Here is a 20,620-nt window from a genome sequence, read left to right on the forward strand (position 1 = left end):
GGGCGTGGCCGACGAACACCAATCCGGCGGTGGGCTGTTCGGCCGGGTGACCTCTCGGGTCACCGGGGCCCTCGATCTCAACGAGATCCTGTCGGGTATCGATCTGAACGAGCTGCTGGACCGCCTCGACCTCGACCGGGTGCTGGCTCGGGTCGATATCGGTGCGCTGATCGATCGCATTGATATCAATGCCCTGATGGAGAAGGTCGACGTCGACGCATTGATCGCCCGGGTTGATGTCGACCAGGTGGTGGCTCAGGTTGACGTCGACGCAGTGGTGGCCCGGGTGGACGTCGATGCTGTGGTCGCTCGGGTCGATGTGGACGCTGTCGTGTCGCGGGTGAACATCGACGCGATCATGACCCGGGTCGACATCGATGCGCTGATGGAGCGGGTGAACATCGACGGGTTGATGGCGCGGGTGGACATCGACGCACTGCTGGCCGAGGTGGACATCAACACCATGATCGGCCGCATCGACGTCGACTCGCTGGTGCAGAACACCGAGCTGGGCGCCGTCATCGCCAAGTCGACCAGCGGTGTCGCCTCCCGGGCCCTGGACGTGGGACGAGCCCAGGGCGTCGGCCTCGACGGCTTCGTCGAGCGGTGGGTCAGTCGCCTGCTGCGACGCGATCCGGCGTCGCTGCCCCTCGGGCCTCCCCGGTTGGTCGCCGATGAGGCCGGAAGGCATCAGCGATGAGCGCCGACGCCACGATCGCCCGGCCCGGAACACCCGACCCGGTGAGGGGGGGTGGCCGGCACGGTCTGTCGGGACCGACGGTGATGAGCGAGTCGGAACTGCAGGACGCCGCCGTCAGCCTGCAGGGCCACTACTCGGGACCGGTCACCCGCCTGCTGGCCTTTGCGTTGGATCAGGGCGTGGTCAACGGCATGTTCGCCCTGACGCTGGCGCTGCTCGACACCGCCACTCGGGCGATCGACGGGCCGACCTCCAGCCTCAAGGTGCCGCCACTCGTGGCGACGATCGGGTACATCGTGTGGTGGCTGGTGTACTTCGCCTACCCGTGGGCGGTGAGCGGCAGGACGCTGGGCATGGCCTTCGTCGGCATCCGGGTGGTCGCCACCGACGGTTCCGAGCTGTCGCCCGGAAGGTCGATTCTGCGGGCGGCCATCTTGCCGCTCGGCTTCGTCACGCTGGGGCTTGGATACATCTGGGCGCTGGTCGACCGGCGCCGTCGGGCCCTGCACGACATGCTGGCCGGGTCGGCGGTCGTCTACGACTGGGACGCCCGCGCCGCCCGGCTGAGGTTCCTGGCCCGCAGCCCGGCAGGCCACGAGGCGGGGAAAGCGGTTTCGACGCCGAGCTAGGCCCGTGCCGAGTTCGCCCGGCGGGTCTGCAACAGAAACTCGGCCGGTCGCGACGGTGTGAACAGCACCGATGCGGCCTGCCGGGATACGCCCATCCGGGCCGCCTTCATCCGGTCCGCCAGCCCGCCGCCGTCAGACGTATCCCGCTCGGAGGGCCGGCTGAGGGTGACGACCTCGGTTGGGCCATCGGTGCGCAGCTCGATCGCCAGCCCGAGCGCCGCCCCACTGAGATCGACCCGCTCGCCCTCGACGTCGGCGTCCGACGGGTCCGGATCGACGAACGCCGGCCCGATCGACAGCGTGCGGTTGCGGGCGAACAGGACGGGCTCGGCCAGCGACAGCGGATCGACCACGGTGAGCCCGGCGGGCACGAAGACGACGAAGCGTTGCGCCAAACGGCCGGCGACCGCCCACAGCCAGACGCCGGCCAGGCCGCCGACGATCAGCGCCGCCGCGCCCATGGCCCACTGCGCTCCGGCCAACCAGGCGATGCCTGCGGCGGGCAGAGCAACGCCCAGTAGCCACAGCGGGCCCAGCGTCACCACCAGCGCGCCGGGGCACCGCAGGCCGAAGCGCTGCTCGTCGCCGTAGCTGTCGCCGTTGAGGAAGTAGTCGCCCGTCGAGGGCAACATGACCGCCACTGCGGCCACCACGCCGGCCGCAAAGCCGAGCAGGGCGGTGATGGTGTCGCCGTCACCGGCGGCCAGGGAGCCTTCCCCGGCAGCGAGCAGCAGCGCCGTCGCCGTCGCTGCCGGGGCCAGCGGCACGAGGAGTCGCAGGATGACGAGAGCCACGGGGCGCACCATGGCAGTGGCGACGAGGACGACCGCCCAGACCGCCCAGGCGATGGCGGCGACGACGATCGAAGCGCCGCTTGAGGCCCCGTCGAGGGCCGCCCCGATCCCCGCCCAGGCCAGAAACGGCAGGACGAGCCACGCCAGTCGCACGATCCAGAGTGGCACGGGGGCATCCATCGCCCCAGATTGTCCCACCGGGGCCGCTAGCGTCGAAGTCGGCCGCCCAAAGAGCCCGACCAGACGGTTACCCGCCCGCTTCATCGCCACCCACCTTCCAGGACGACCCGACACGTGACCAACCATCGCGACGACACCCCCGAGTTCGACGCCGACGCCGACGCTGCCCCGGAGGTGGTCGACCCGTCCGAGTCCGAGTTCGCCGATCCGCCAAGCCTTCCCCCAGAGGCGGACCTGGACATTCGGCCGACGGGTCGCGGCAACGCCGGCGTCTCCACGGCCGACGGGGACCCGATCGACGATGCCCCCTGGCAGCAAAGCGAGTTGCCCCCGGCGCAGCGCCGCCGCCGCCTGATCGTGCTCGCGGTGGTGGCGGTGGGGTTCGTGGTGGGTGCTGCGGTCTGGGCCTTCGGGTTCGGTCGCAACCTCTCGGGCAATTTCGAGGCAGCGGTCAATCGTTCCGAAGAGGCGGAGGTGCGCGAGGCGACCGTGGTCGTGCCCGAGGAGGACTACGTGATCGACATCGACCAGTGCGATGTCGATGTCGACAGCGGACGGGTGACCGTGGCCGGATCGATGACCCTCGGGAAGGGGGGTCGCGCCGGCACCCATCAGGTGCTCGTGGCCTTCGTCGACGGCGACGAGGACGTGACCGCGGCCGAGGCGAGCGACAACGTGTCCCTGGCCGGGCCGGGTGCCAGCGCGCCGATCTATGCGCTGGGCGACGCGCTGAGCGGTCACCCGGACGTCGACTGCGTCCCACTTCAGGTCTCCCGTCTGATCGGATCGTCCAAGGGGACCGGCGATTCGAAGGGCGGGTCGTGAGCGCCGGCGGGGCAGCGGTCGATCCCGAGCGAGTACCCGAACGGGTCGACGAGCTGCGCCGGCAGCTCGACCGCTGGAATGCCGAGTACTACGCGGGTGAGCCCACGGTGGCCGATGCCGACTTCGACGAGGCGATGCGCGAGCTGAGCGGGCTCGAGGCAGCCCATCCGGAGCTGGCCGCCGCCGACAGCCCCACCCGGAACGTGGGTGCCGCCGCTGCGAGCGCGACCTTCGCAGCGGTGACCCATGCGGTGCCGATGATGAGCATCGACAACGCCATGTCGGCGGACGAGCTGCGCGGCTGGGCCGAACGTGCCCGCCGCCGCCTCGACGCGGCCGGCTACCCGCCCGAGGGGTCTGACGCTCCGATCCAGTACAGCTGCGAGCTGAAGATCGACGGCCTGGCGATGTCGCTGCGCTACGAGGGCGGTCGGTTCGTGCGGGCGGCCACCCGTGGCGACGGGCGGGTGGGTGAGGACGTCACCGCCAACGTGGCGACGATCCCGGAGATCCCCCACGAGCTGGGCGAGGGCGCCCCCGAGGTGCTGGAGGTGCGCGGCGAGGTCTACCTGCCGGTGCCCGTGTTCGAGCGCCTCAACGAGGCCCGCGATGCGGCGGGCCAGCCTCGCTACGCCAACCCGCGCAACACCGCCGCCGGGTCGCTGCGCCAGAAGGACGCCACGATCACCCGCAGCCGGCACCTGAACTTCTGGTGCTACCAGCTGGGCGAGCTGGTGGGGGCGGAGCGCCCGCCGGGTCACGCGGCGGTGCTCGATTGGCTGGGATCGATGGGGTTCCCGGTCAACCCCAACACCTCGACCTTCGACGATCTCGACGACGTCCTTGACTACATCGAGCACTGGGTCGCCCACCGCCACGATCTCGACTACGAGATCGACGGCGTCGTCGTCAAGATCGACGAGCTGGCCGCCCAGCAGGCGTTGGGCGCCACCTCCAAGGCGCCACGGTGGGCAATCGCCTACAAGCTGCCCCCGGAGGAGCGCACCACCCGTCTCACCGACATTCAGGTGTCGATCGGTCGCACCGGTGCCGCCACGCCCTTCGCCGTGCTCGAGCCGGTCGTCATCGCCGGTTCGACGGTGGGCATGGCCACCCTGCACAACCAGGACCAGGTGGCGGCCAAGGATGTGCGGCCCGGCGACACGGTGATCGTCCGCAAGGCGGGCGACGTCATCCCCGAGGTGGTCGCTCCCGTGTTGGCCGACCGCCCGGATGGCACCGAGCCCTGGGTGTTCCCCACCCGCTGCCCCTGTCCGCTCGGCAGCACCCTGGTGCGCCCCGAAGGCGAGGCCAAGCACCGCTGCGTCACCGCCGAATGCCCCTTTCAGCGCCTGGCCCGCCTCGCCCACTTCGCGTCGCGCGGTGCGCTCGACATCGACGGGCTGGGCGAACGCCAGCTCCAGCGCTTCCTCGATCTCGACCTGCTCGCCGACGTCGCCGACATCTACTCGCTCGACTACAAGGCGATCGCCCAGCTCGACGGGTATCAGCAGCGCTCGGTCGACAACCTGGCCGCCTCGATCGAGGCCTCGAAGACCCGCCCCTTGGAGCGGCTCTTGGTCGGGCTCAACATCTTTCACCTCGGGCCTGCCGGCGCCGAGGTGCTGGCCCGCCACTTCGATGACCTGGACGCCATCATGTCCGCCGACGTCGAGCAGCTCGGCGCCCTCGACGGAATCGGGCCGATCATCGCCGCGTCGGTAGCCCAGTTTCTTGCCATGGAGGACAACGTCAACCTGGTCGAGCGTCTGCGGGCGGCCGGCCTGAACTTCGAGGGCACCGGCGGGCCGTCGATCGAGCAGACCCTCGACGGCGCATCGGTCGTCGTCACCGGCACGCTGTCAGGCTTCACGAGGGACGGGGCGGCCGCGGCGATCAAGGAGCGGGGCGGCAAGTCCCCCGGTTCGGTGTCGAGGAAGACGACAGCGGTGGTCGTCGGCGACGAGCCGGGGGCGTCCAAGCTGACCAAGGCCCAGGAGCTGGGGGTGCCCATCCTTGATGAGGCCGGGTTCGTCGCCCTGCTGGCGACCGGGACGCTTCCCGAGTGATCACTTCAGCGGCTGATCGCTGGACCAGCTGGACGCTTAAGCCGCTGAGAAGCACCAGCTGACCGTGCGCCCGCTGGTCGGCTCGGCGTCGGACTTCCAGACGTTGGCATCGACGCAGTTCTTACCGGTCTCGAAGCGCTCGACCAGGCCGTCTTCACGAGGCGTATAGGTGTACAGGCCGGTCTCGGCATTGATCACCAGGCCGTCCTGCACGAGTTCCTCGGTGCCCTCGCGATACTGGATCGGGTTGGTGATCGCCACGCCGTTGACGATCAGGCTGGCGGTGTAGCCGTCGGCCACGTCGATGCCGATCGTCTCCTGACGCAGGATCGTGCCGTCGCTCACCGGGATGAGGCGGTCGACCTCGTCGGGAAGGCTTTGGCTGGCGGCGCTCGAACCGGTCGTCGCCGAGTTGGCGACGACGATCAGCGCCACGAGCGCCACGATGATGGCGAGTATGGCGATCTTGGGGGCATAGGGCCGCATGTCGACCAGTCTCCCACGGGGCGCTTACCTCCGGCCCTCGCCCGGACCGGTAGCATCGCCCCCGATGGCGCCACGACGGCCGGAAGCTCTCATAGGTCGCGAGATCGCTGGCCAGTTCCGGCTCGACCGGTATCTCGGGCGGGGCCGTTCCACCCTGGTCTTTGCCGCGCTCGACCTCGTCACCGGCGACGAGGTGGCGATCAAGCTGCTCGCCAGCTCGCTCACCAGCGACGTGGGTTTCATGCGTCGGTTCCGCCACGTGCTGCGGGCGGCCTCCGAGATGGATCACCCCAACGTGTTGCGGGTGATCGCCTGGGGTGAGGAGCGGGAACTGTTCGTGGTGACCGAGCTGATGGCGGGGCCGTTGCGGTCGGTCTTGCGGCCTGGCGGGGGCCTGTCGGCCGGACAGACGGCGGCGATGGCGGTGGACGCCTCGCGGGCGCTGGCATTTCTGAGTCAGCGCAACCTGGTGCACCGGCGCCTCCACCCGTCCAACCTGCTCGTCTCCGCCGACGGCAGGGTGGTGGTGGGCGACGCCGGCCTCGCCTGGATCCTGGCCCATCACTCGGGGCATCAGTTCTCCGATTTCCGTTATTTGGCCCCCGAGGTGGGCGGCGGGAGCGCCGGCGCCCCGCTCGACGTCTATGCGCTCGGCCTGATCATGATCGAGACGCTCTGCGGGGACATCCCGATGCTGGCCGCAGACGTCAACGCCACGCTGGGCATGCGCCACGATCGCGATGTGAGGGTCGGTCAGGACTGGGGCCGGATCGGCCGGGCGATCGGAGCCGCAGGGCGGGCCGACCCCAACCGGCGGGTGCCAGCGGCTCAGCTCGACGTGGGCCTGATGGCGCTGATCGACCAGCTTGGCGGCAGCCGGGTCGACCTCCCGCATGTGGACCCGGCGGCCTACAGCGACGAGTTGGAAGCGATGCGGTTGATCGTGCGCAGTCGCGCACCGGCCGTGGCCCCCGCCGGTGTGCCCGGACCGGCGTCACGGTCGGAACGCAGCGCCGGCGGGCAGCCAGCCACCGCCCGGCAGGCCGAACCGTCGACCCGGCCCGTCGGCTCGCCGGGCTCCTCGACGACCGCCCCCCGCGACCCGACCGGGTCCGCCGGCCTGCCGCCGACTGGCCGCGCTGCGGGTCCCACCCGCTCCGACCCCACCGAAGTTGCTGCGGGTCCCACCCGCTCCGACCCCACCGAAGTTGGAGCGAGCGCAGCGCCGGGCGCAAGCGGCTCAGCTGCCGGTGGAACCGGGATCGCCGCCGGTGGGACCGACACCGCCGAGCCTCCGGCCCGATCCTGGCGACGGCCGAAGGACGGGCCAACGGCCGCCGAGCGCTTGAAGACCGCACAGGCCGGTGCGGGCGCGGCGTTGAACCGTCTGCTCGTCCGTTGGCATCTCACCATGCCCGCTGACCAGGGGGCGGAGGGCGACGTCCCAAACCCCGACGCCCCCACCGCCGAACAGGTGGCCAGCCGTCGCACCTGGGTGTTCGGCCTGCTGGCTGCGATGGCGATCGTGCTGGTCCTCTTTGTCGGCGTGCAACGGCTGGTGCTGGCGGAGGCCGGCACCGTACCCAACCTGGTGGGAGCCACCGAGCAGGAGGCTCGCCAGGAGGCGACCGAGCAGCGGTGGCGGCTCAACGTCACCGAGGTGCGGCGCGACGGAACCGAAGTCGACGAGATCCTCACCCAATCACCGGACGAAGGCACCAGGCTGGAGGCGGGGGAGTCCCTCGACATCACCGTGTCGATCGGCCAGACCCTGGTGAACCTGCCCGACCTCGATGGGCTCGACCGTGCCGAGGCCGAAGCGATCATCACCTTTTCCGGGATGAAGCTGGGAACGGTCACGAACCAATACGACGCCGAGACGCGCGGTGGCATCATTTTGTCCTATGACGCACCCGGCGAGGATGGCAAGGTCCCGAAGGGCTCAAAGGTCAACCTGGTGATCTCCGATGGCGCGCGACCCCGCAAGGTTCCGGCCGACCTGGCGGGCAAGAACGCGCTGGACGTGGCTCAGGCACTCGAGAAGGTCTCGCTGAAGCCGGTGGTCGAGCGGGTTCAGGATCCGTCCGTGCAGCTCGGTTATGTCGTCTCGGTGGAACCGGCCTCCGGGACCGAGGTCGAGTTCGAGTCCGAGGTCAAGGTGCGGGTGTCCTCGCCGCGTGACAAGGCGATCGTGCCCGACGTCGCCGGCAAGTCGACACTGCAGGCCGATGCCGACCTGCGAGCGGCCGGCTTGAACGTTCTGGGTATTCAGGGCCCTCCGGGCAACCCGGTGCTTCGAACCATCCCGGCCGCCGGCACCGAGGTCTCCCAGGGCACCGCCGTCCGGCTGGTGACCGCATAGGACCCGGCCGGCTTCTGCGGGACGCTCCTCCGGATGTCAGTCCTCGGCGACGGGGGGCGGCACCGGTCGTCCGAACAGGAACCCCAGCCCCCACGCCCAGTGCATGACCGCCAGTGCAGCCGGCACCCGGATGCGGCTGACGGTCGGAGCGCTGCGACCGGCGGCGAGACCACCGACCGTCACCGCCGCCGCATAGGTGACCGCCGGCAGCAACCACCGAGGATCCTCGGTCCAGGCCGCCACCGCTGCGGTGCCGGTCACGCCGACGACCATGACCGGCGCGACCAACTGACGGGCCCGGAGCGAGCGGGGATGGCGCTTGAGCATTACCCGCTTCCACGTGCCGTACTGGCGGTACTGGGACGCCAGCGCCCGCAGCGACGGGCGGGGCCGGTAGGTGACGACCATCGCCGGTTCGAACCACACCTCGCCGCCGCTGTCGCGGATGCGCCAGTTCAGCTCGTAGTCCTGATTGCGCAGCAGCGTCTCGTCGAAACCACCCACCCGGTCGAGCGCGCTGCGACGAAACACCCCGAGGTACACCGTGTCCGACGGCCCCGCCGATCCGCCGTAGTGAAAGCGTGAGTTGCCGACGCCCAGCCGGGATGACATCGCCATCGCCACCGCCTGTTGGGTTCCAGGGGCACCCGTGGCCGACTGGACGCCACCAACGACATCCGCCCCGGTGCGGTCGAGCGCTTCGACCGCCAACGATGTGTAGTCGGGCGGCAACGTGCAGTGGCCGTCAACCCGGACGACGAACTCGGCCGACGTGGCGGCGATCGCCCGATTCAACCCGTGGCTGACCCAACTGCGGGGGTTGTCGACCACGGTGATCCCGGCATCGTCGGCGGCGAGTTGGCGGGCGACGGCCAAGGTGTCGTCGTCGGAGGGCGCCACAGCGATCGCCAACGACCCGGAACCGTGACGCTGGGCGCGGATGGACGCGACGGTGGCAGCCAGGTCCGCCTCCTCGTTGCGGACCGCCAACACGAACGCCACCCGATGGTCCCACCGCCCGGTGTCACCGTCGTTGTCGATACCGCCGGTGTTGTCGGCGTCGCCCGCAGTGCTCAGGCGTCCTCGATCTCTTCGGTCATGGCCGAGATCGCCTCGGCCAGCTTCTGGGCCGACGGGTCGATCGGACCGGCCTGCATCGCCATCAGCTTGGTCATGTCGCCCTGCACCTTGATCTTGCCGGCCATGAAGGCCTGCATGCCCGCCTGCGGGTTGCCGTCGACGAGGATGGCCTTGGCGGTGGCGTAGTCGAGCGTGACGGTCAGGTCGGGATCGTCCAACTGCCCCAGACCCATCTTCATCTCGCCCTCGGAGGTGTCCATGTAGGCGAGGACGTCGCCCTCGGCAACCTCGACGGGAACCTCGTTGACGATCTGGTTCATGCGCACCGAATGAGCGGGAGGGGGAACTTCGTCGTCCATCTCGTCGCGAAGTGCGGTGGCCGCAGCCACCCACTCGGGTGTCAGGAACTTGTGCTTGTCCACGTGGGATCTCCCTCGGTTGCACCGGCGGGCAGCCGGTCTCGGCGGGCGCTGATCGTATCAGTCCAGACTCCACACCGAGCGCCCGAAAGGCCCGGCACTCAGCGAAGAATCCTCGGCGCCGCCGGCATCGAGAGCATGACGAAATGGCGGTCCTCGATCGCATGGTGGGAGGTGGTGACCAGCCCAGCGGTTGCGGCGGCGGCCTCGACGTCGTCGACGCCGAGCCAGGCCCAGGGAAACCAGCCACTCGTGCCGGCCTGGCCTTCGAGGCGCACCAGGTCCCTCCGGCGCCGACTGCCGGGGCCCTCGAGCTCGGCCACGATCGTCCCGCCGGGTGCGAGCACGCTGCCAAGGCGGTCGAAGAGCTGCTCCGGATCCCCGCCGATGCCCACGTTTCCATCGAAGAGCAGGGCGGTGTGCCATCCACCCTCGTTGGGCAGGGGCTCGAAAACCGATCGCACCAGGGCGTCGCCGCCACGATGGCGTGTGGACTCGACCGCTCCGGGGGCCACGTCGATGCCTACCGCCTCAATGCCCCGTTGGGCGAGCAGGGCGACCAGGCGGCCCGGCCCGCACCCAACGTCGAGAACGGGGCCGACCGCCAGCGACAGCAGCTTCTCATCGACGGCCGAGCAGTCGTCCCACCAGCGCTGCGCATTGAGGGCTACCCGCTGGCCGGTGCTGGTTGTCAAGGTGGCGGTGCTCAAACGACCAAACCTGCCCGCTCGTTTCCCGCTCGATTCGAAGGGCACAACATCGCCCCCCGACGGGTGGCTTCGGTCCCGTCCCCCCTACTCGGCTGCATCGTCATAGTCCGCTCATCGTTCTGTTGTCCTCGGCGGTTCGCTCGGGCTCACCGGCCGTTCCACTCTGTCGTCTCCGTGGGGCTGAGTACCCGCGGAGACAAGGCGGAAACAGTGAAAACCCACATGCGATCGGTCGCGGGCAGACAACGCACGGCACATTTCGGGGCGGCCGGCTCCTTCCGGGGTCGCCGCGTCGAGCGCCGCAAGCGGCTTCCAGGTCACCCGGCCGTGCCGGTATGGTCAGTGACTCGACGACCCGGAGGTTTCGATGCAACCCCCCAAGGATTTCTTCCGTCCGCTCGCCCTCGGCGCGCCGACGCCGATCCGAGAGGTGCCCGCCCGCCCGTCTCGAATGATCCACTTCTTCGACCCATCCAACGCCAAGATGGCGGCCAAGGTGCCGGAGCTGGCGAAGAAGGCCGACGTGTTGCTGGGCAACCTCGAGGATGCGATCTCGGCGGACAAGAAGGAGGCGGCCCGCGAGGGGCTGGTGGAAATCGCCCTGGCCACCGACTTTGGTGACACGCAGCTGTGGACCCGCATCAACAGCCTCGACTCCCCGTGGTGCCTCGACGACCTCACCCGCCTGGTTCCGGCGATCGGGCACAAGCTCGACGTGATCATGGTGCCCAAAGTGGAGGGCGCCGAGGACATCCACTACATCGACCGCCTGCTCGCTCAACTCGAGGCCCAGGCGGGCTTGGAGCGGCCGATCCTGGTCCACGCGCTGCTCGAGACCGCACGAGGCGTGGCCAACGTCGAGGAGATCTGCGGCGCCAGCCCTCGCATGCAGGGGCTGTCGTTGGGCCCCGCCGACCTGGCGGCCGACCGGCGCATGAAGACCACCCGCGTCGGGGGTGGGCACCCGGGCTACGTCGTGCGCGCCGACCCCGACCCCGACGATGCCGAGGCGCCCCGTCCCAGCTACCAGCAGGACCTGTGGCACTACACGATGGCCCGCATGGTCGATGCCTGCGCCACTTATGGCATCTTCCCGTACTGGGGGCCGTTCGGCGACATCCGCGACACGGTCGCCTGCGAGGACCAGTTCCGCAACGCCTATCTGATGGGCTGCGTCGGCTCGTGGTCGCTGCACCCGGTGCAGATCGATATCGCCAAGAAGGTGTTCTCGCCCGAGCCCTCCGAGGTGGCCTGGGCCCGCAACGTCATCCACCAGATGGGTGACGGCACCGGTGCAGTGATGATCGACGGCAAGATGCAGGACGACGCCACCGTCAAGCAGTGCAAGGTGGTCGTCGAGCTGGCAGAGGCGCTCAGCGCCAACGACCCGGAGCTGGCCGCCAGCTACCAGGCGGCGACCGATGCCGTCATGGGCGGGGGGTCGAACTGATGGGCGAGGCAGGTTCGTCACAGGCCGGTTCGTCATCGGCAGCCCTGCGCCCGCGCCGGTCGGTGCTGTACATGCCCGGCGCCAATGCCCGGGCGCTCGAGAAGGCCCAGGGCCTGGCCGCCGACTCGCTGATCCTCGACCTCGAGGACGCGGTGGCTCCCGACGCCAAGGCAGAGGCCCGCGACCGGGTGGTCGATGCGGTCACCTCCGGCGCCTACGGCGGTCGTGAGCTGACCATCCGGGTCAACGGGCTGGACACCGCCTGGCACGCCGACGACCTGGCGGCAGCGGCAGGGGCGGGCCCCGCCGCCGTCGTGGTGCCCAAGGTGAACTCGCCCGCCGACGTCGCGGCGATCGAGGCCGGCCTTGTCTCGGGTGGCGCGCCCGATCACACGAAGATCTGGGCGATGGTCGAGACGCCCCAGGCGATGCTGGACTGCGCCAACATCGCTGCGGCATCCGAGCGCCTGACCGTCCTGGTGATGGGCACCAACGACCTGGCCAAGGAGTTGCACGCCGAGCACGTGCCCGGTCGCCAGCCACTGCTGACCGGGTTGGGCCTGTGCCTGCTCGCCGCCCGGGCCACCGGCAAGGTCATCCTCGACGGCGTGTACAACGATGTGCGCGACCTGGAGGGGTTTGCCGCCGAGTGTCGCCAGGGGGCCCAGATGGGCTTCGACGGCAAGACCCTGATCCACCCGGGGCAGCTCGAAGCCGCCAATGCCGCGTTCGCCCCCGATGACGACGAGATCGCCGCATCGCGGGAGATCATCGAGGCGTTCGAGGCCGCCGAGCGCGAGGGTCGTGGCGTGGCGACGGTCAACGGTCGGATGATCGAGAACCTGCACGTGGAGAACGCCCAGCGCGTGCTGGCGATGGCCGACGCCATCGCCGCCGCCGGCGGGTAGCGAACTCGGCCGCTCGCTCTCCGACCATCCCGCGAGGGGTGAACCTTGCGTGTTGGTCGAGACGAGCCGGGCTGAGCGCCGCCGTTGGCGAACTCTGCCGCTAAAACGTCGTAGAGCGCGCGATAGCAGCAGAGTTCGCGTCGAGGATGGCCCACCGTCGGAGCGTCGCGTCGAGACCGTCTTCTAGCGTGGCCGACCATGGGCGAATTCGAGCGAGCCACCGCGGTTGAACCAGGCGAGCGTCCGGGCCGGTATCGGGCCGAGATCGCCGAGGGGTGGGACATCGGCGGCAACGCCAACGGCGGGTATCTGCTCGCCATCGCCGCCCGGGCGCTGGTGGCGGCGACCGGCCGACCCGCGCCGGTGAGCCTGACCGCCCACTACCTGTCGCCCGGCCAGCCCGGTCGGCTCGACATCGACACGACCGTGATCCGGGAGGGACGGCGCTTCGCCACAGCGACGGCCACGCTGTCCGCTGCGGGGCGTCCGGTGCTGACGGCGCTGGGCACCTTCGGCGAGCCGGGCGGTGGGCCCGGGAACATCGAGGTCGCCAGCTGGGTGGACGGCGGGCCGCCCGACCTGCCGCCGCCGGAAGACTGCGCGGGCGACCCCGACCGGGCCGAGGCAGCGGCCGCCGTGGCGATCCAGCAGCCGCCATCGTTCGCCACCCGGGTCGAGCAGCGCCTCCACCCCGAGGACATCGGGTTCTTCCGCGGGGAGCCGACCGGTGAGGCACGAATTCGGGGATGGTTCCGCCTGCGCAACGGCGAGCCGATGGACGCCATCGCGTTGACCTGTGCGATCGACGCCTTTCCCCCGACGATCTTCAACCTCGATCTTCCGGTTGGATGGACGCCGACCCTCGAGCTGACCGTGCACGTCCGGCGTCGTCCGGCCCCGGGATGGCTCGCCTGCGCGTTCACCACCCGCTTCGTCACCGACGGCCTGCTGGAGGAGGACGGCGAGATCTGGGACTCCGAAGGTCACCTGGTCGCCCAGGGTCGTCAGCTGGCACTGGTGCCCCGCCCGACCGGCACCGTTCCGTCCGGGTTGTAGGTCGCCGTCTGCGCCGGCAGGGCCACCACCGGGCGCCGATGCTCGCGGCTTGAGCGGACTCCTCGCTGAGGTCGGTGGTCATCAGCCCGCTGACCGCCCTGCTGCCCGCCCGACACGTCGGAGTTCGCGGCCGGCACCTCGATCGACGTTAGGTGCCTGCGCGCAGGGAGCGCAGCGAGCCGAGCACCTCGGGCGCGGCGTCGAGAAACGCGCTGACGTCGGCGACGGTGGTCGACCAGCTGAGCGAGACCCGCATCGAACGCTGGTCGTCCACGCCCATGGCGGCGAGCACCGGTGAGGGCTCCAGGCCCTCGGTGGCGCAGGATGAGCCGGAGTGCACCGCCACGCCGGCCTGGTCGAGGCCGATCAGCAACGGCTGGGGTTCGACGTCGTCGAACCCCAGGCACACCAGGTGATCCAGCCGGTCGACCGGATCGCCGAGCACCCTGACCCCCTCGGTGCCCTCGGCCCAGGCGATGACCCGGTCGGTCTGGGTGCGGGCGAAGCGGGCGCTGTCGTCCAGGTCGGCCGTTGCGGCCTCGAGAGCGGCAGCAAACCCGCAGGCCGGACCGACCGCCTCCATGCCTGCCCGCCGCGCCCGTTCCTGGTCGCCACCGACGATCAGCGGGTCGAGACGCAGTCCGCGACGCACGAGCAGGGCGCCGATGCCGGGCGGTCCGCCCAGCTTGTGGGCGGAGACCGACATCAGGTCTGCGCCCAGGTCGTCGAAGGCGATCGGGTCGTGTCCCAACGCCCCGCATGCGTCAATGTGGCACAGCACATCCCGTTCGCGGCAGGATGCGACCACCTCGGCGACCCGTTGGCGCGTACCCACCTCGTGGTTGGCCCACTGCAGGTGCACCAGGCCGGTGGGCTCAGCCGATGTGGATGCGTTCACCCCGTCGAGCAGCCCTTCGGTATCGACGCGACCCGACCGGTCGACGTCCACCCAGGTGACCGGGCCCCGCTCGGCCCAGGAGCGCACTGCCGAGTGCTCGACCGCGGCGGCCACCGAGTGTGGGCCCCGCTCGGTGGCGCCGTAGGCGGCTGCGGCGATCGCTTCAGAGCCGCCCGAGGTGAACACGACCGACCGGCTGCGGGCCCCGACCGCCGTCGCCACCCGCTCCCGGGCCCACTCCAGCCGGGCCCGGGCCTCCATGCCTTCGGTGTGCATACGCCCCGGGTCGCCCGCGGGTTCGGCCCACGCCTCGATCAGCTCGGCACGGGCCTCGGGGCGAAGTGGCTGGGTCGACGCTCCGTCAAGGTAGGCCCGAGGGGCGCTCACGTGGCCATCGTGGGATCGGTCACATTTGCCATGGTGGATCGCAGTCTAGGAGCGGCTCGTCGACCGGACGGCGCGTCGTCGGACGCGGGCGGCTGCGGCCCTGCTGGCGGATCGCGCCCAGGAAGGGGAGACTGGCCCCTATGGCTCCAGCATCTCCCATTACCCGCGACGACGTCATCGAGGCACTGCGGCCCGTGGAGGATCCCGAGCTGCACCGTTCGATCGTCGACCTCAACATGGTTCGCGACATCCAGATCGAGCTGCCGGTTGTCTCGGTACTGATCGCCTTGACCATCCCCGGCTGCCCGCTGAAGGCCGAGATTCAGCGACGCGTGTCCGAGGCGGTCACCTCGCTGGCCGGCGTGGATGAGCTGAAGCTTGAGTTCACCTCGATGACCGACGGCGAACGGGCGGCGCTGCGAGAGCAGCTGCAGGGCGATCCGGCGGCGACCGCAGGCAGCCAGCAGGGCCACGGCCACGCCGAGGGCCGTGCGATCTCCTTCGCTCAGCCGGGCAACCGCACCCGCGTGCTGCTGATCGCCTCGGGTAAGGGCGGCGTCGGCAAGAGCTCGGTGACGACCAACCTGGGGATCGCACTGGCCAACATGGGTAAGAAGGTGGGGATTCTCGACGCCGACGTGTGGGGCTTCTCGATCCCACGCATGCTGGGCATCGAGCAGCCACCTACGGTGATCGACTCGATGATCGTGCCCCCGGTGGCCAACGGCGTGTCGTGCATCTCGATGGGCTTCTTCGCCCAAGAAGACCAGGCGGTCATCTGGCGCGGCCCGATGCTGCACAAGGCGCTGGAGCAGTTCCTGACCGACGTGTACTGGGACGAGCCCGACTACCTGCTCGTCGACCTGCCGCCGGGCACCGGTGACATCTCGCTGTCGTTGGCCCAGTTCCTCCCCCGGGCCGAGGTCTTTGTGGTGACCACGCCCAACCAGGCGGCCCAGCGGGTCGCCCAGCGCAGCGCGTTCATGAGCCACAAGGTCAACCTCGAGGTGAAGGGCGTGATCGAGAACATGTCCTGGTTCACCGGCGACGACAACAAGCGCTACGAGCTCTTCGGTGCCGGAGGTGGCCAGGAACTGGCCGATCGGCTTGAGGTGCCACTGCTCGCCCAGATCCCGTTGGTGTCGAAGCTTCGAGAGGGCGGCGACCACGGCCGGCCGATCATGGCGGTCGACCCCGATTCCGAGGCGTCGAAGGTGTTCGAGAGCCTGGCGGCTCGTGTGGACACCGAGTTGGCCCCCACCCGACGTACCCACCCGGAGCTCAAAATTCTCTAGACCGCCTGATGGCGAATGGTGCCCTGGACGGCCGGGCGTCAGTCGCACCCGGTTGCGAACGACAGGGCCTGGCACACCTGGGCCATGGCATCGCTCGACAGTGCGGTAATTCGCTGGGTCAGGTAGCCCCGCTCAACCAGTCTCAGGTTGTCGAGCGTGGCGACACACTCCTGGGGCATGCCATCGTCCGGGCCCAGCCGTACCTCGGTGGGGATCGCTCGGATGGTTCCGGTGCAGGGCACGGCGACAAGACGCGTGAGTACCTGCGTGGCCTGGCTGCGGGTGAGGATCAGGTAAGGGCGAGGCCGCTCTCGTGGAGGCTCGAACCACCAGACCTCGCCACGTCTCACCATGAAAAGCCGGCCCGCCGTTCTTCCTCGTCGAGATCCCGGGCCATTCGACGACCAGCATCGTCGGCCTCCGCCTCCAGGTCGCCCCACTCGTCGACGGTGCCGGGCGGGATGCGGCGGTAACCCTCAACCCACTGCTCGATCTTGGCATTGGTATCCAGCTCGGCCAGGCGCTCTGAGAGAACCTGGCGGATGAACGCCGAGCGGGATTGGCCGGCCCTTTTGGCCTCGACGTCGAGGCGTTCGACGAGATCGTCGTTGAGCTGGACCATCGTCTGCGTCCGAGACATAGCCCAATGATAGCCCTACTGCCGGCCGGGTGGAAGGGCCCGGCAGGAGAGTTCAGGGCGGCCGTGGACGGTCGGCCAAGCCCTCAGGGCGCCGCCGCCTAGGCGAACTCGCCCGAGTAGGCGAAGAGGCCAGGGGCTCCGCCGGTGTGGAGGAACAGCACCCGCTCGTCGTCGCCGATCAGGCCCCGCCGAACGACGTCGATCAGCCCGGCGGCAGCCTTGCCGCTGTAGACGGGGTCGAGGAGGATGCCTTCGGTGCGGGCGAACAACTCGATCGCCTCGGTGGCCTCGGCGGTCGGGATGCCGTAGCCGTCGCCGCAGTAGCCGTCGAGGATGTCGACCGTGCCCTCGGGCACCGGCTCGCGGTCGAGCATCGGCCCCAGCGCATCGAGCAGCGTGCGGGCGGCGGCCCGGGAGCGGGCGGCGCCCTCGTAGGTGTCGAAGCCGGTCACCGCGGTTCCGGCCCCCAGCAGGTCCATGCCGGCGAGCAGCCCGGCGTAGGTGCCGGCGGTCGAGGTGGCGCTGACGATGCGGTGGAACCCGATCTCGGATTCGACCGCCTGCTCGACCAGTTCGATTGCGGCGTTGACGTAGCCCAGCGCACCGACCGGTGAGGACCCGCCGGTGGGGATCCAGCTGACGATCTCGCCCGCCTCCGCCGCTGCCTCCTCGACCGAGCTGATTGCGTCGGCGGTGTCCTGATCGTCGCTCACCCGGTGGACCGGGGTGCCCAGGATGCGAAAAAGCGTCTGGTTGCCGTTGGTCTGGTAGTCGCCGTCGACGCGGGGCACCATCTCGCTGAGGATCAGGTCGCACCCCAGCCCCAGGGCGTTGGCGGCGGCGGCGGTCTGACGGGCGTGGTTGGACTGAAGCGCCCCGAACGTGCCCACCCGCGCCGCTCCGGCGGCCCGCGCCTGGCCCATGAGGAACTCCAGCTTGCGCACCTTGTTGCCGCCCATCGCCAGGCCGGTGCAGTCGTCGCGTTTGATCCAGATCTCCGGTCCGCCGAGCGCCTCGCTCAGCCGCTCGCACGGCTCGAGCGGGGTGGGCAGCGTGGCCAGGTGTTCGCGGGGGTAGGTCGCCAGTTGGGCCCGGGCGTCGTCGATCACCTGCGCTGCGGTCCGTTCATCGGCGTCGGTGGAGGTCCGGTCGGTGGTGCCGGGCTCGTTGGCGAGGGGCTCGGTGCTGGTGGGGTCGGTCGACATCGCTCCATCTTCGCAGGCACGCGCTCCCTCGGGTCAGCTCCCCGGTGACGAATCGGCCCCGACGGCGACGCCACGTAGCATGAGCCGTCGGCGGCACTGCCTGCCTCGGACGACCTTCAGGAGTATTCAGTGGACATTCGTATCGGAGTGACCCAGGCCCCACGCGAGCTGGACCTCACCGTCGACGACAACCTGCGCGACGAGATCCACGACCGGATCGACGAAGCGGTCGCCGCCGGCGACGGCGTGCTGTGGCTGACCGATACCTCGGGCCGAGAGGTCGCCGTGCCGGTGGCCAAGATCGCCTACCTCGAGATGGGCCGCGACACGGGCGGCCGCTCGATCGGGTTCTCGAGCTAATCACCCGGTGGACATCCCACTGCTCGATCGCAGGCTGTTGTTCGTCACCGGCAAGGGCGGGGTAGGCAAAACGTCGGTCGCCTCGGCCCTGGCGCTGCTCGGGGCGCGCCAGGGCAAACGCACCCTCGTGTGCGAGGTTGACGCCAAAGGCAACCTGGCCGACTTCTACGGGGTTGGCCCCCTGGAGTTCGCACCGACCGAGGTGCAGCCCAACCTGTACGCCATGGCGATGAACACCGAGGAGTCGCTGCGGGAGTACCTCAAGTTGCAGCTGAAGCTGCCGTTGCTCGCCCGGCTGGGACCGGTGGCGAAGATGTTCGACTTTGTCGCCACCGCCGCTCCGGGGGTGAAGGAGATCCTCACGGTCGGCAAGATCGCCTACGAGGTGCGCGAGCGCAACTACGACCTGGTCGTCGTCGACGCGTCGGCCTCCGGTCACGTCGTCGGACAGCTGGCCTCGCCGGTCGCCCTCGGCGAGCTGATCAGCGTGGGCGTGGTGCAGGCCCAGACGGCGTGGATGATCGACCTGCTCAAGGACCCCGCTACGACCGGGGTGGTCGTCGTGGCCACCCCCGAGGAGATGCCGGTGAACGAAACCCTGGAGCTGGTCGGGCGGCTCGGCACCGAGACCGAAATCGACCTGGCGGCCGTCGTGGCCAATCGGGTGCTGCCCGAGCTGTTCGGCCGGGCCGAGCAGGAGCTCTTCGACGAGCTGGCCACAGCCGTGCGCGGCGCCGATCAGCCGGTTGCTCAACCCAAGGTGGCATCGGGGTCCGGCGCCACCACGCTGGCGGGGCTCGACGGAGTGGTCGAGGCCGCCGAGCTGGCGGTGGGGTTGCGACGCTCGCGCGTGCCGCACCTCAAGCGCCTACGGGCCGGGCTGCCCGAAGGCGTGCCGTTGCTCAACCTGCCGATGTTGTTCATCCGCACCCACGGCACCCGGGCGACCCACGCCATCGCCGGCCTTCTCGAAGACGAGCTCGTCTGATGGCCGGCTCGAGCATTCGCAACCTGGCGTCGGGTCGGGAGATCCTGATCTCGGCGGGGTCCGGTGGCGTCGGCAAGACGACGACCGCCGCAGCGGTGGCGACGATGGCGGCCGCCACCCTGGGGCTGAAGGTGCTGGTCATCACCGTCGACCCTGCACGCCGTCTGGCCAATGCGATGGGCCTGGAACAGTTCGGCAACGTCGAAAGCCGGGTGCCCGACGAGGCGTTTCAGGGGGCCGGCGTCCGTCCGACCGGCGAGCTGTGGGCGGCGATGCTCGACACCAAGGAGAGCTGGGACGACCTGGTGCGACGGCATGCCCCCGACGCTCAGACCCGCGACGCCATCCTGGCCAACCCCCTGTACGCCAACATCAGCTCGCGGTTCGTGCAGAGCCACGACTATGTGGCGATGGAGCGGCTCTACGAGATCCACTCCTCGGGGCGCTACGACCTGATCGTCGTCGACACCCCACCGACCCGCAACGCGCTCGACTTTCTCGATGCCCCCCAGCGCATGGCCGACTTCTTCTCCAGCCGGCTGCTGCGCTGGTTGATCGCGCCGAGCCGGTCGCGGGTGCTCACCCTTGCCTCCAAGCCGTTCTACACGGTTGCGGACCGCATCCTCGGCAGCCAGTTTCTGCAGGACATCGCCGAGTTCTTCATCCTGTTTCAGACGATGTACGACGGGTTCGTCGAGCGGTCGGAGGCGGTCAGCCGACTGCTCGCCTCCGACGACACCAGCTTCATCGTCGTCTCGACGCTCGAGGTTTCTCCGGCACGGGAGGCCAAGTACTTTCTCGCCGAGCTGAACAAACGCAACTACGACGTCGGGGCGCTGGTGCTCAACAAGACGCTGCCGTCGACCCTGACCGACCAGGCCTCGACCGTGACCGCCCACGACCTGGTCGAGCACGGTGCCGAGCGAGCCGAGCCGCTGGGCGAGGCGCTGGGCCTGGAGCAGGACCGGCAAGCGCTGCTCGGGCGCATGCTGCCGGAGTTGGGGGAGAACTTCCTCCGGTTCCAGCTGGTTGCCGGGCGCGAGGCGGAGGAGCGCGATCGGTTGGCCGTCGGCGCCGGCACGGTCGCCTCTGTGCCCTACTTCACCGAGGACATCACCGACATCGCCGGCCTGGTGCGGCTCGGGAAACGACTGTGGGACGAGAACCCCGCCTAAGCGA

Annotated in this window: 21 protein-coding genes; 12 read left to right on the forward strand and 9 right to left on the reverse strand. The window is 69.8% G+C overall.

What is annotated here, in order from left to right:
* Window positions 1-4 precede the first annotated feature (4 nt).
* Together PKD89_RS06730 and PKD89_RS06735 are read left to right on the forward strand one after the other, a co-directional pair.
* Window positions 5-700 carry a hypothetical protein gene (locus tag PKD89_RS06730; RefSeq protein ID WP_287379615.1) on the forward strand — a complete coding sequence of 232 codons (696 nt, stop codon included), beginning with the start codon at window positions 5-7 and terminating at the stop codon, window positions 698-700.
* Complete coding sequence (locus PKD89_RS06735; RefSeq protein ID WP_289011972.1) at window positions 697-1,329, forward strand: RDD family protein; 633 nt, start codon at window positions 697-699, stop codon at window positions 1,327-1,329. The genes PKD89_RS06730 and PKD89_RS06735 overlap by 4 nt, the downstream gene beginning before the upstream one ends.
* Here PKD89_RS06735 and PKD89_RS06740 read toward each other — a convergent pair.
* The gene (locus PKD89_RS06740) at window positions 1,326-2,303 is read right to left on the reverse strand and encodes a hypothetical protein (protein WP_289011971.1); all 978 of its coding nucleotides are present in this window, start codon (window positions 2,301-2,303) and stop codon (window positions 1,326-1,328) included. The two genes, PKD89_RS06735 and PKD89_RS06740, sit on opposite strands and share 4 nt — an antisense overlap.
* Before the next feature lie 114 nt (window positions 2,304-2,417).
* Between PKD89_RS06740 and PKD89_RS06745 the strand changes: the two genes are divergently transcribed.
* Window positions 2,418-3,128: a hypothetical protein gene (locus PKD89_RS06745; protein ID WP_289011970.1), complete on the forward strand. Its 711-nt coding sequence runs from the start codon at window positions 2,418-2,420 to the stop codon at window positions 3,126-3,128.
* Window positions 3,125-5,197 (forward strand): NAD-dependent DNA ligase LigA, encoded by a 2,073-nt coding sequence (gene ligA, locus PKD89_RS06750; protein ID WP_289011969.1) that lies wholly within the window; start codon window positions 3,125-3,127, stop codon window positions 5,195-5,197. The genes PKD89_RS06745 and ligA overlap by 4 nt, the downstream gene beginning before the upstream one ends.
* A gap of 36 nt (window positions 5,198-5,233) precedes the next feature.
* On the opposite strand, the gene PKD89_RS06755 is transcribed toward ligA, so the two are convergent.
* A complete protein-coding gene (locus PKD89_RS06755; protein ID WP_287379610.1) occupies window positions 5,234-5,683 on the reverse strand; it encodes a hypothetical protein in 450 nt (149 codons plus the stop codon).
* A 64-nt stretch (window positions 5,684-5,747) separates the two neighbouring features.
* Here PKD89_RS06755 and PKD89_RS06760 point away from each other — a divergent pair, with 64 nt between their 5' ends.
* Window positions 5,748-8,045 carry a Stk1 family PASTA domain-containing Ser/Thr kinase gene (locus PKD89_RS06760; RefSeq protein WP_289011968.1) on the forward strand — a complete coding sequence of 766 codons (2,298 nt, stop codon included), beginning with the start codon at window positions 5,748-5,750 and terminating at the stop codon, window positions 8,043-8,045.
* A 36-nt stretch (window positions 8,046-8,081) separates the two neighbouring features.
* Here the strand turns inward: PKD89_RS06760 and PKD89_RS06765 are convergent, their stop codons facing one another.
* The 3 genes from PKD89_RS06765 to PKD89_RS06775 form a co-directional block, all read right to left on the reverse strand.
* A complete protein-coding gene (locus tag PKD89_RS06765; protein WP_287391670.1) occupies window positions 8,082-9,047 on the reverse strand; it encodes a glycosyltransferase family 2 protein in 966 nt (321 codons plus the stop codon).
* Between the two features lie 71 nt (window positions 9,048-9,118).
* Complete coding sequence (locus tag PKD89_RS06770) at window positions 9,119-9,547, reverse strand: SCP2 sterol-binding domain-containing protein (RefSeq protein ID WP_287379606.1); 429 nt, start codon at window positions 9,545-9,547, stop codon at window positions 9,119-9,121.
* Between the two features lie 98 nt (window positions 9,548-9,645).
* Window positions 9,646-10,254 (reverse strand): class I SAM-dependent methyltransferase, encoded by a 609-nt coding sequence (locus tag PKD89_RS06775; RefSeq protein WP_289011967.1) that lies wholly within the window; start codon window positions 10,252-10,254, stop codon window positions 9,646-9,648.
* Between the two features lie 367 nt (window positions 10,255-10,621).
* Here PKD89_RS06775 and PKD89_RS06780 point away from each other — a divergent pair, with 367 nt between their 5' ends.
* The 3 genes from PKD89_RS06780 to PKD89_RS06790 all read left to right on the forward strand — a co-directional run bounded on the left by PKD89_RS06780 (window position 10,622) and on the right by PKD89_RS06790 (window position 13,668).
* Entirely contained in the window at window positions 10,622-11,704 is a 1,083-nt protein-coding gene (locus PKD89_RS06780; protein ID WP_289011966.1) for an HpcH/HpaI aldolase/citrate lyase family protein, read from the forward strand.
* Entirely contained in the window at window positions 11,704-12,612 is a 909-nt protein-coding gene (locus tag PKD89_RS06785; RefSeq protein ID WP_287379603.1) for a CoA ester lyase, read from the forward strand. Before PKD89_RS06780 ends, PKD89_RS06785 begins: the two co-directional genes overlap by 1 nt.
* 198 nt (window positions 12,613-12,810) lie before the next feature.
* Window positions 12,811-13,668, forward strand: coding sequence for a thioesterase family protein (locus tag PKD89_RS06790; protein ID WP_287391678.1), 858 nt, complete (start codon window positions 12,811-12,813; stop codon window positions 13,666-13,668).
* A 148-nt stretch (window positions 13,669-13,816) separates the two neighbouring features.
* On the opposite strand, the gene PKD89_RS06795 is transcribed toward PKD89_RS06790, so the two are convergent.
* Window positions 13,817-14,953: a cysteine desulfurase family protein gene (locus PKD89_RS06795; protein WP_287391679.1), complete on the reverse strand. Its 1,137-nt coding sequence runs from the start codon at window positions 14,951-14,953 to the stop codon at window positions 13,817-13,819.
* A 140-nt stretch (window positions 14,954-15,093) separates the two neighbouring features.
* Here PKD89_RS06795 and PKD89_RS06800 point away from each other — a divergent pair, with 140 nt between their 5' ends.
* Window positions 15,094-16,248 carry an Mrp/NBP35 family ATP-binding protein gene (locus PKD89_RS06800; protein ID WP_287379600.1) on the forward strand — a complete coding sequence of 385 codons (1,155 nt, stop codon included), beginning with the start codon at window positions 15,094-15,096 and terminating at the stop codon, window positions 16,246-16,248.
* Between the two features lie 38 nt (window positions 16,249-16,286).
* Here the strand turns inward: PKD89_RS06800 and PKD89_RS06805 are convergent, their stop codons facing one another.
* The 3 genes from PKD89_RS06805 to PKD89_RS06815 form a co-directional block, all read right to left on the reverse strand.
* Window positions 16,287-16,598 carry a type II toxin-antitoxin system PemK/MazF family toxin gene (locus PKD89_RS06805; RefSeq protein ID WP_287379599.1) on the reverse strand — a complete coding sequence of 104 codons (312 nt, stop codon included), beginning with the start codon at window positions 16,596-16,598 and terminating at the stop codon, window positions 16,287-16,289.
* On the reverse strand, window positions 16,595-16,888 hold the full coding sequence (locus PKD89_RS06810; protein ID WP_287379598.1) for a ribbon-helix-helix domain-containing protein: 294 nt from the start codon (window positions 16,886-16,888) through the stop codon (window positions 16,595-16,597). The genes PKD89_RS06805 and PKD89_RS06810 overlap by 4 nt, the downstream gene beginning before the upstream one ends.
* Window positions 16,889-16,986: 98 nt before the next feature.
* Window positions 16,987-18,093: a D-cysteine desulfhydrase family protein gene (locus PKD89_RS06815; RefSeq protein ID WP_289011965.1), complete on the reverse strand. Its 1,107-nt coding sequence runs from the start codon at window positions 18,091-18,093 to the stop codon at window positions 16,987-16,989.
* Window positions 18,094-18,222: 129 nt separating this feature from the next.
* Between PKD89_RS06815 and PKD89_RS06820 the strand changes: the two genes are divergently transcribed.
* The 3 genes from PKD89_RS06820 to PKD89_RS06830 are packed head-to-tail and all read left to right on the forward strand — an operon-like array spanning window position 18,223 to window position 20,616.
* Window positions 18,223-18,453 carry a DUF3107 domain-containing protein gene (locus PKD89_RS06820; protein WP_287379596.1) on the forward strand — a complete coding sequence of 77 codons (231 nt, stop codon included), beginning with the start codon at window positions 18,223-18,225 and terminating at the stop codon, window positions 18,451-18,453.
* 7 nt (window positions 18,454-18,460) lie between these two features.
* The gene (locus tag PKD89_RS06825) at window positions 18,461-19,441 is read left to right on the forward strand and encodes an ArsA family ATPase (RefSeq protein ID WP_287379595.1); all 981 of its coding nucleotides are present in this window, start codon (window positions 18,461-18,463) and stop codon (window positions 19,439-19,441) included.
* The gene (locus PKD89_RS06830; protein WP_287379594.1) at window positions 19,441-20,616 is read left to right on the forward strand and encodes an ArsA family ATPase; all 1,176 of its coding nucleotides are present in this window, start codon (window positions 19,441-19,443) and stop codon (window positions 20,614-20,616) included. The genes PKD89_RS06825 and PKD89_RS06830 overlap by 1 nt, the downstream gene beginning before the upstream one ends.
* Window positions 20,617-20,620: the final 4 nt, after the last annotated feature.

It is taken from the genome of Candidatus Neomicrothrix sp., assembly GCF_035329545.1.
Classification (GTDB): domain Bacteria; phylum Actinomycetota; class Acidimicrobiia; order Acidimicrobiales; family Microtrichaceae; genus Microthrix; species Microthrix subdominans.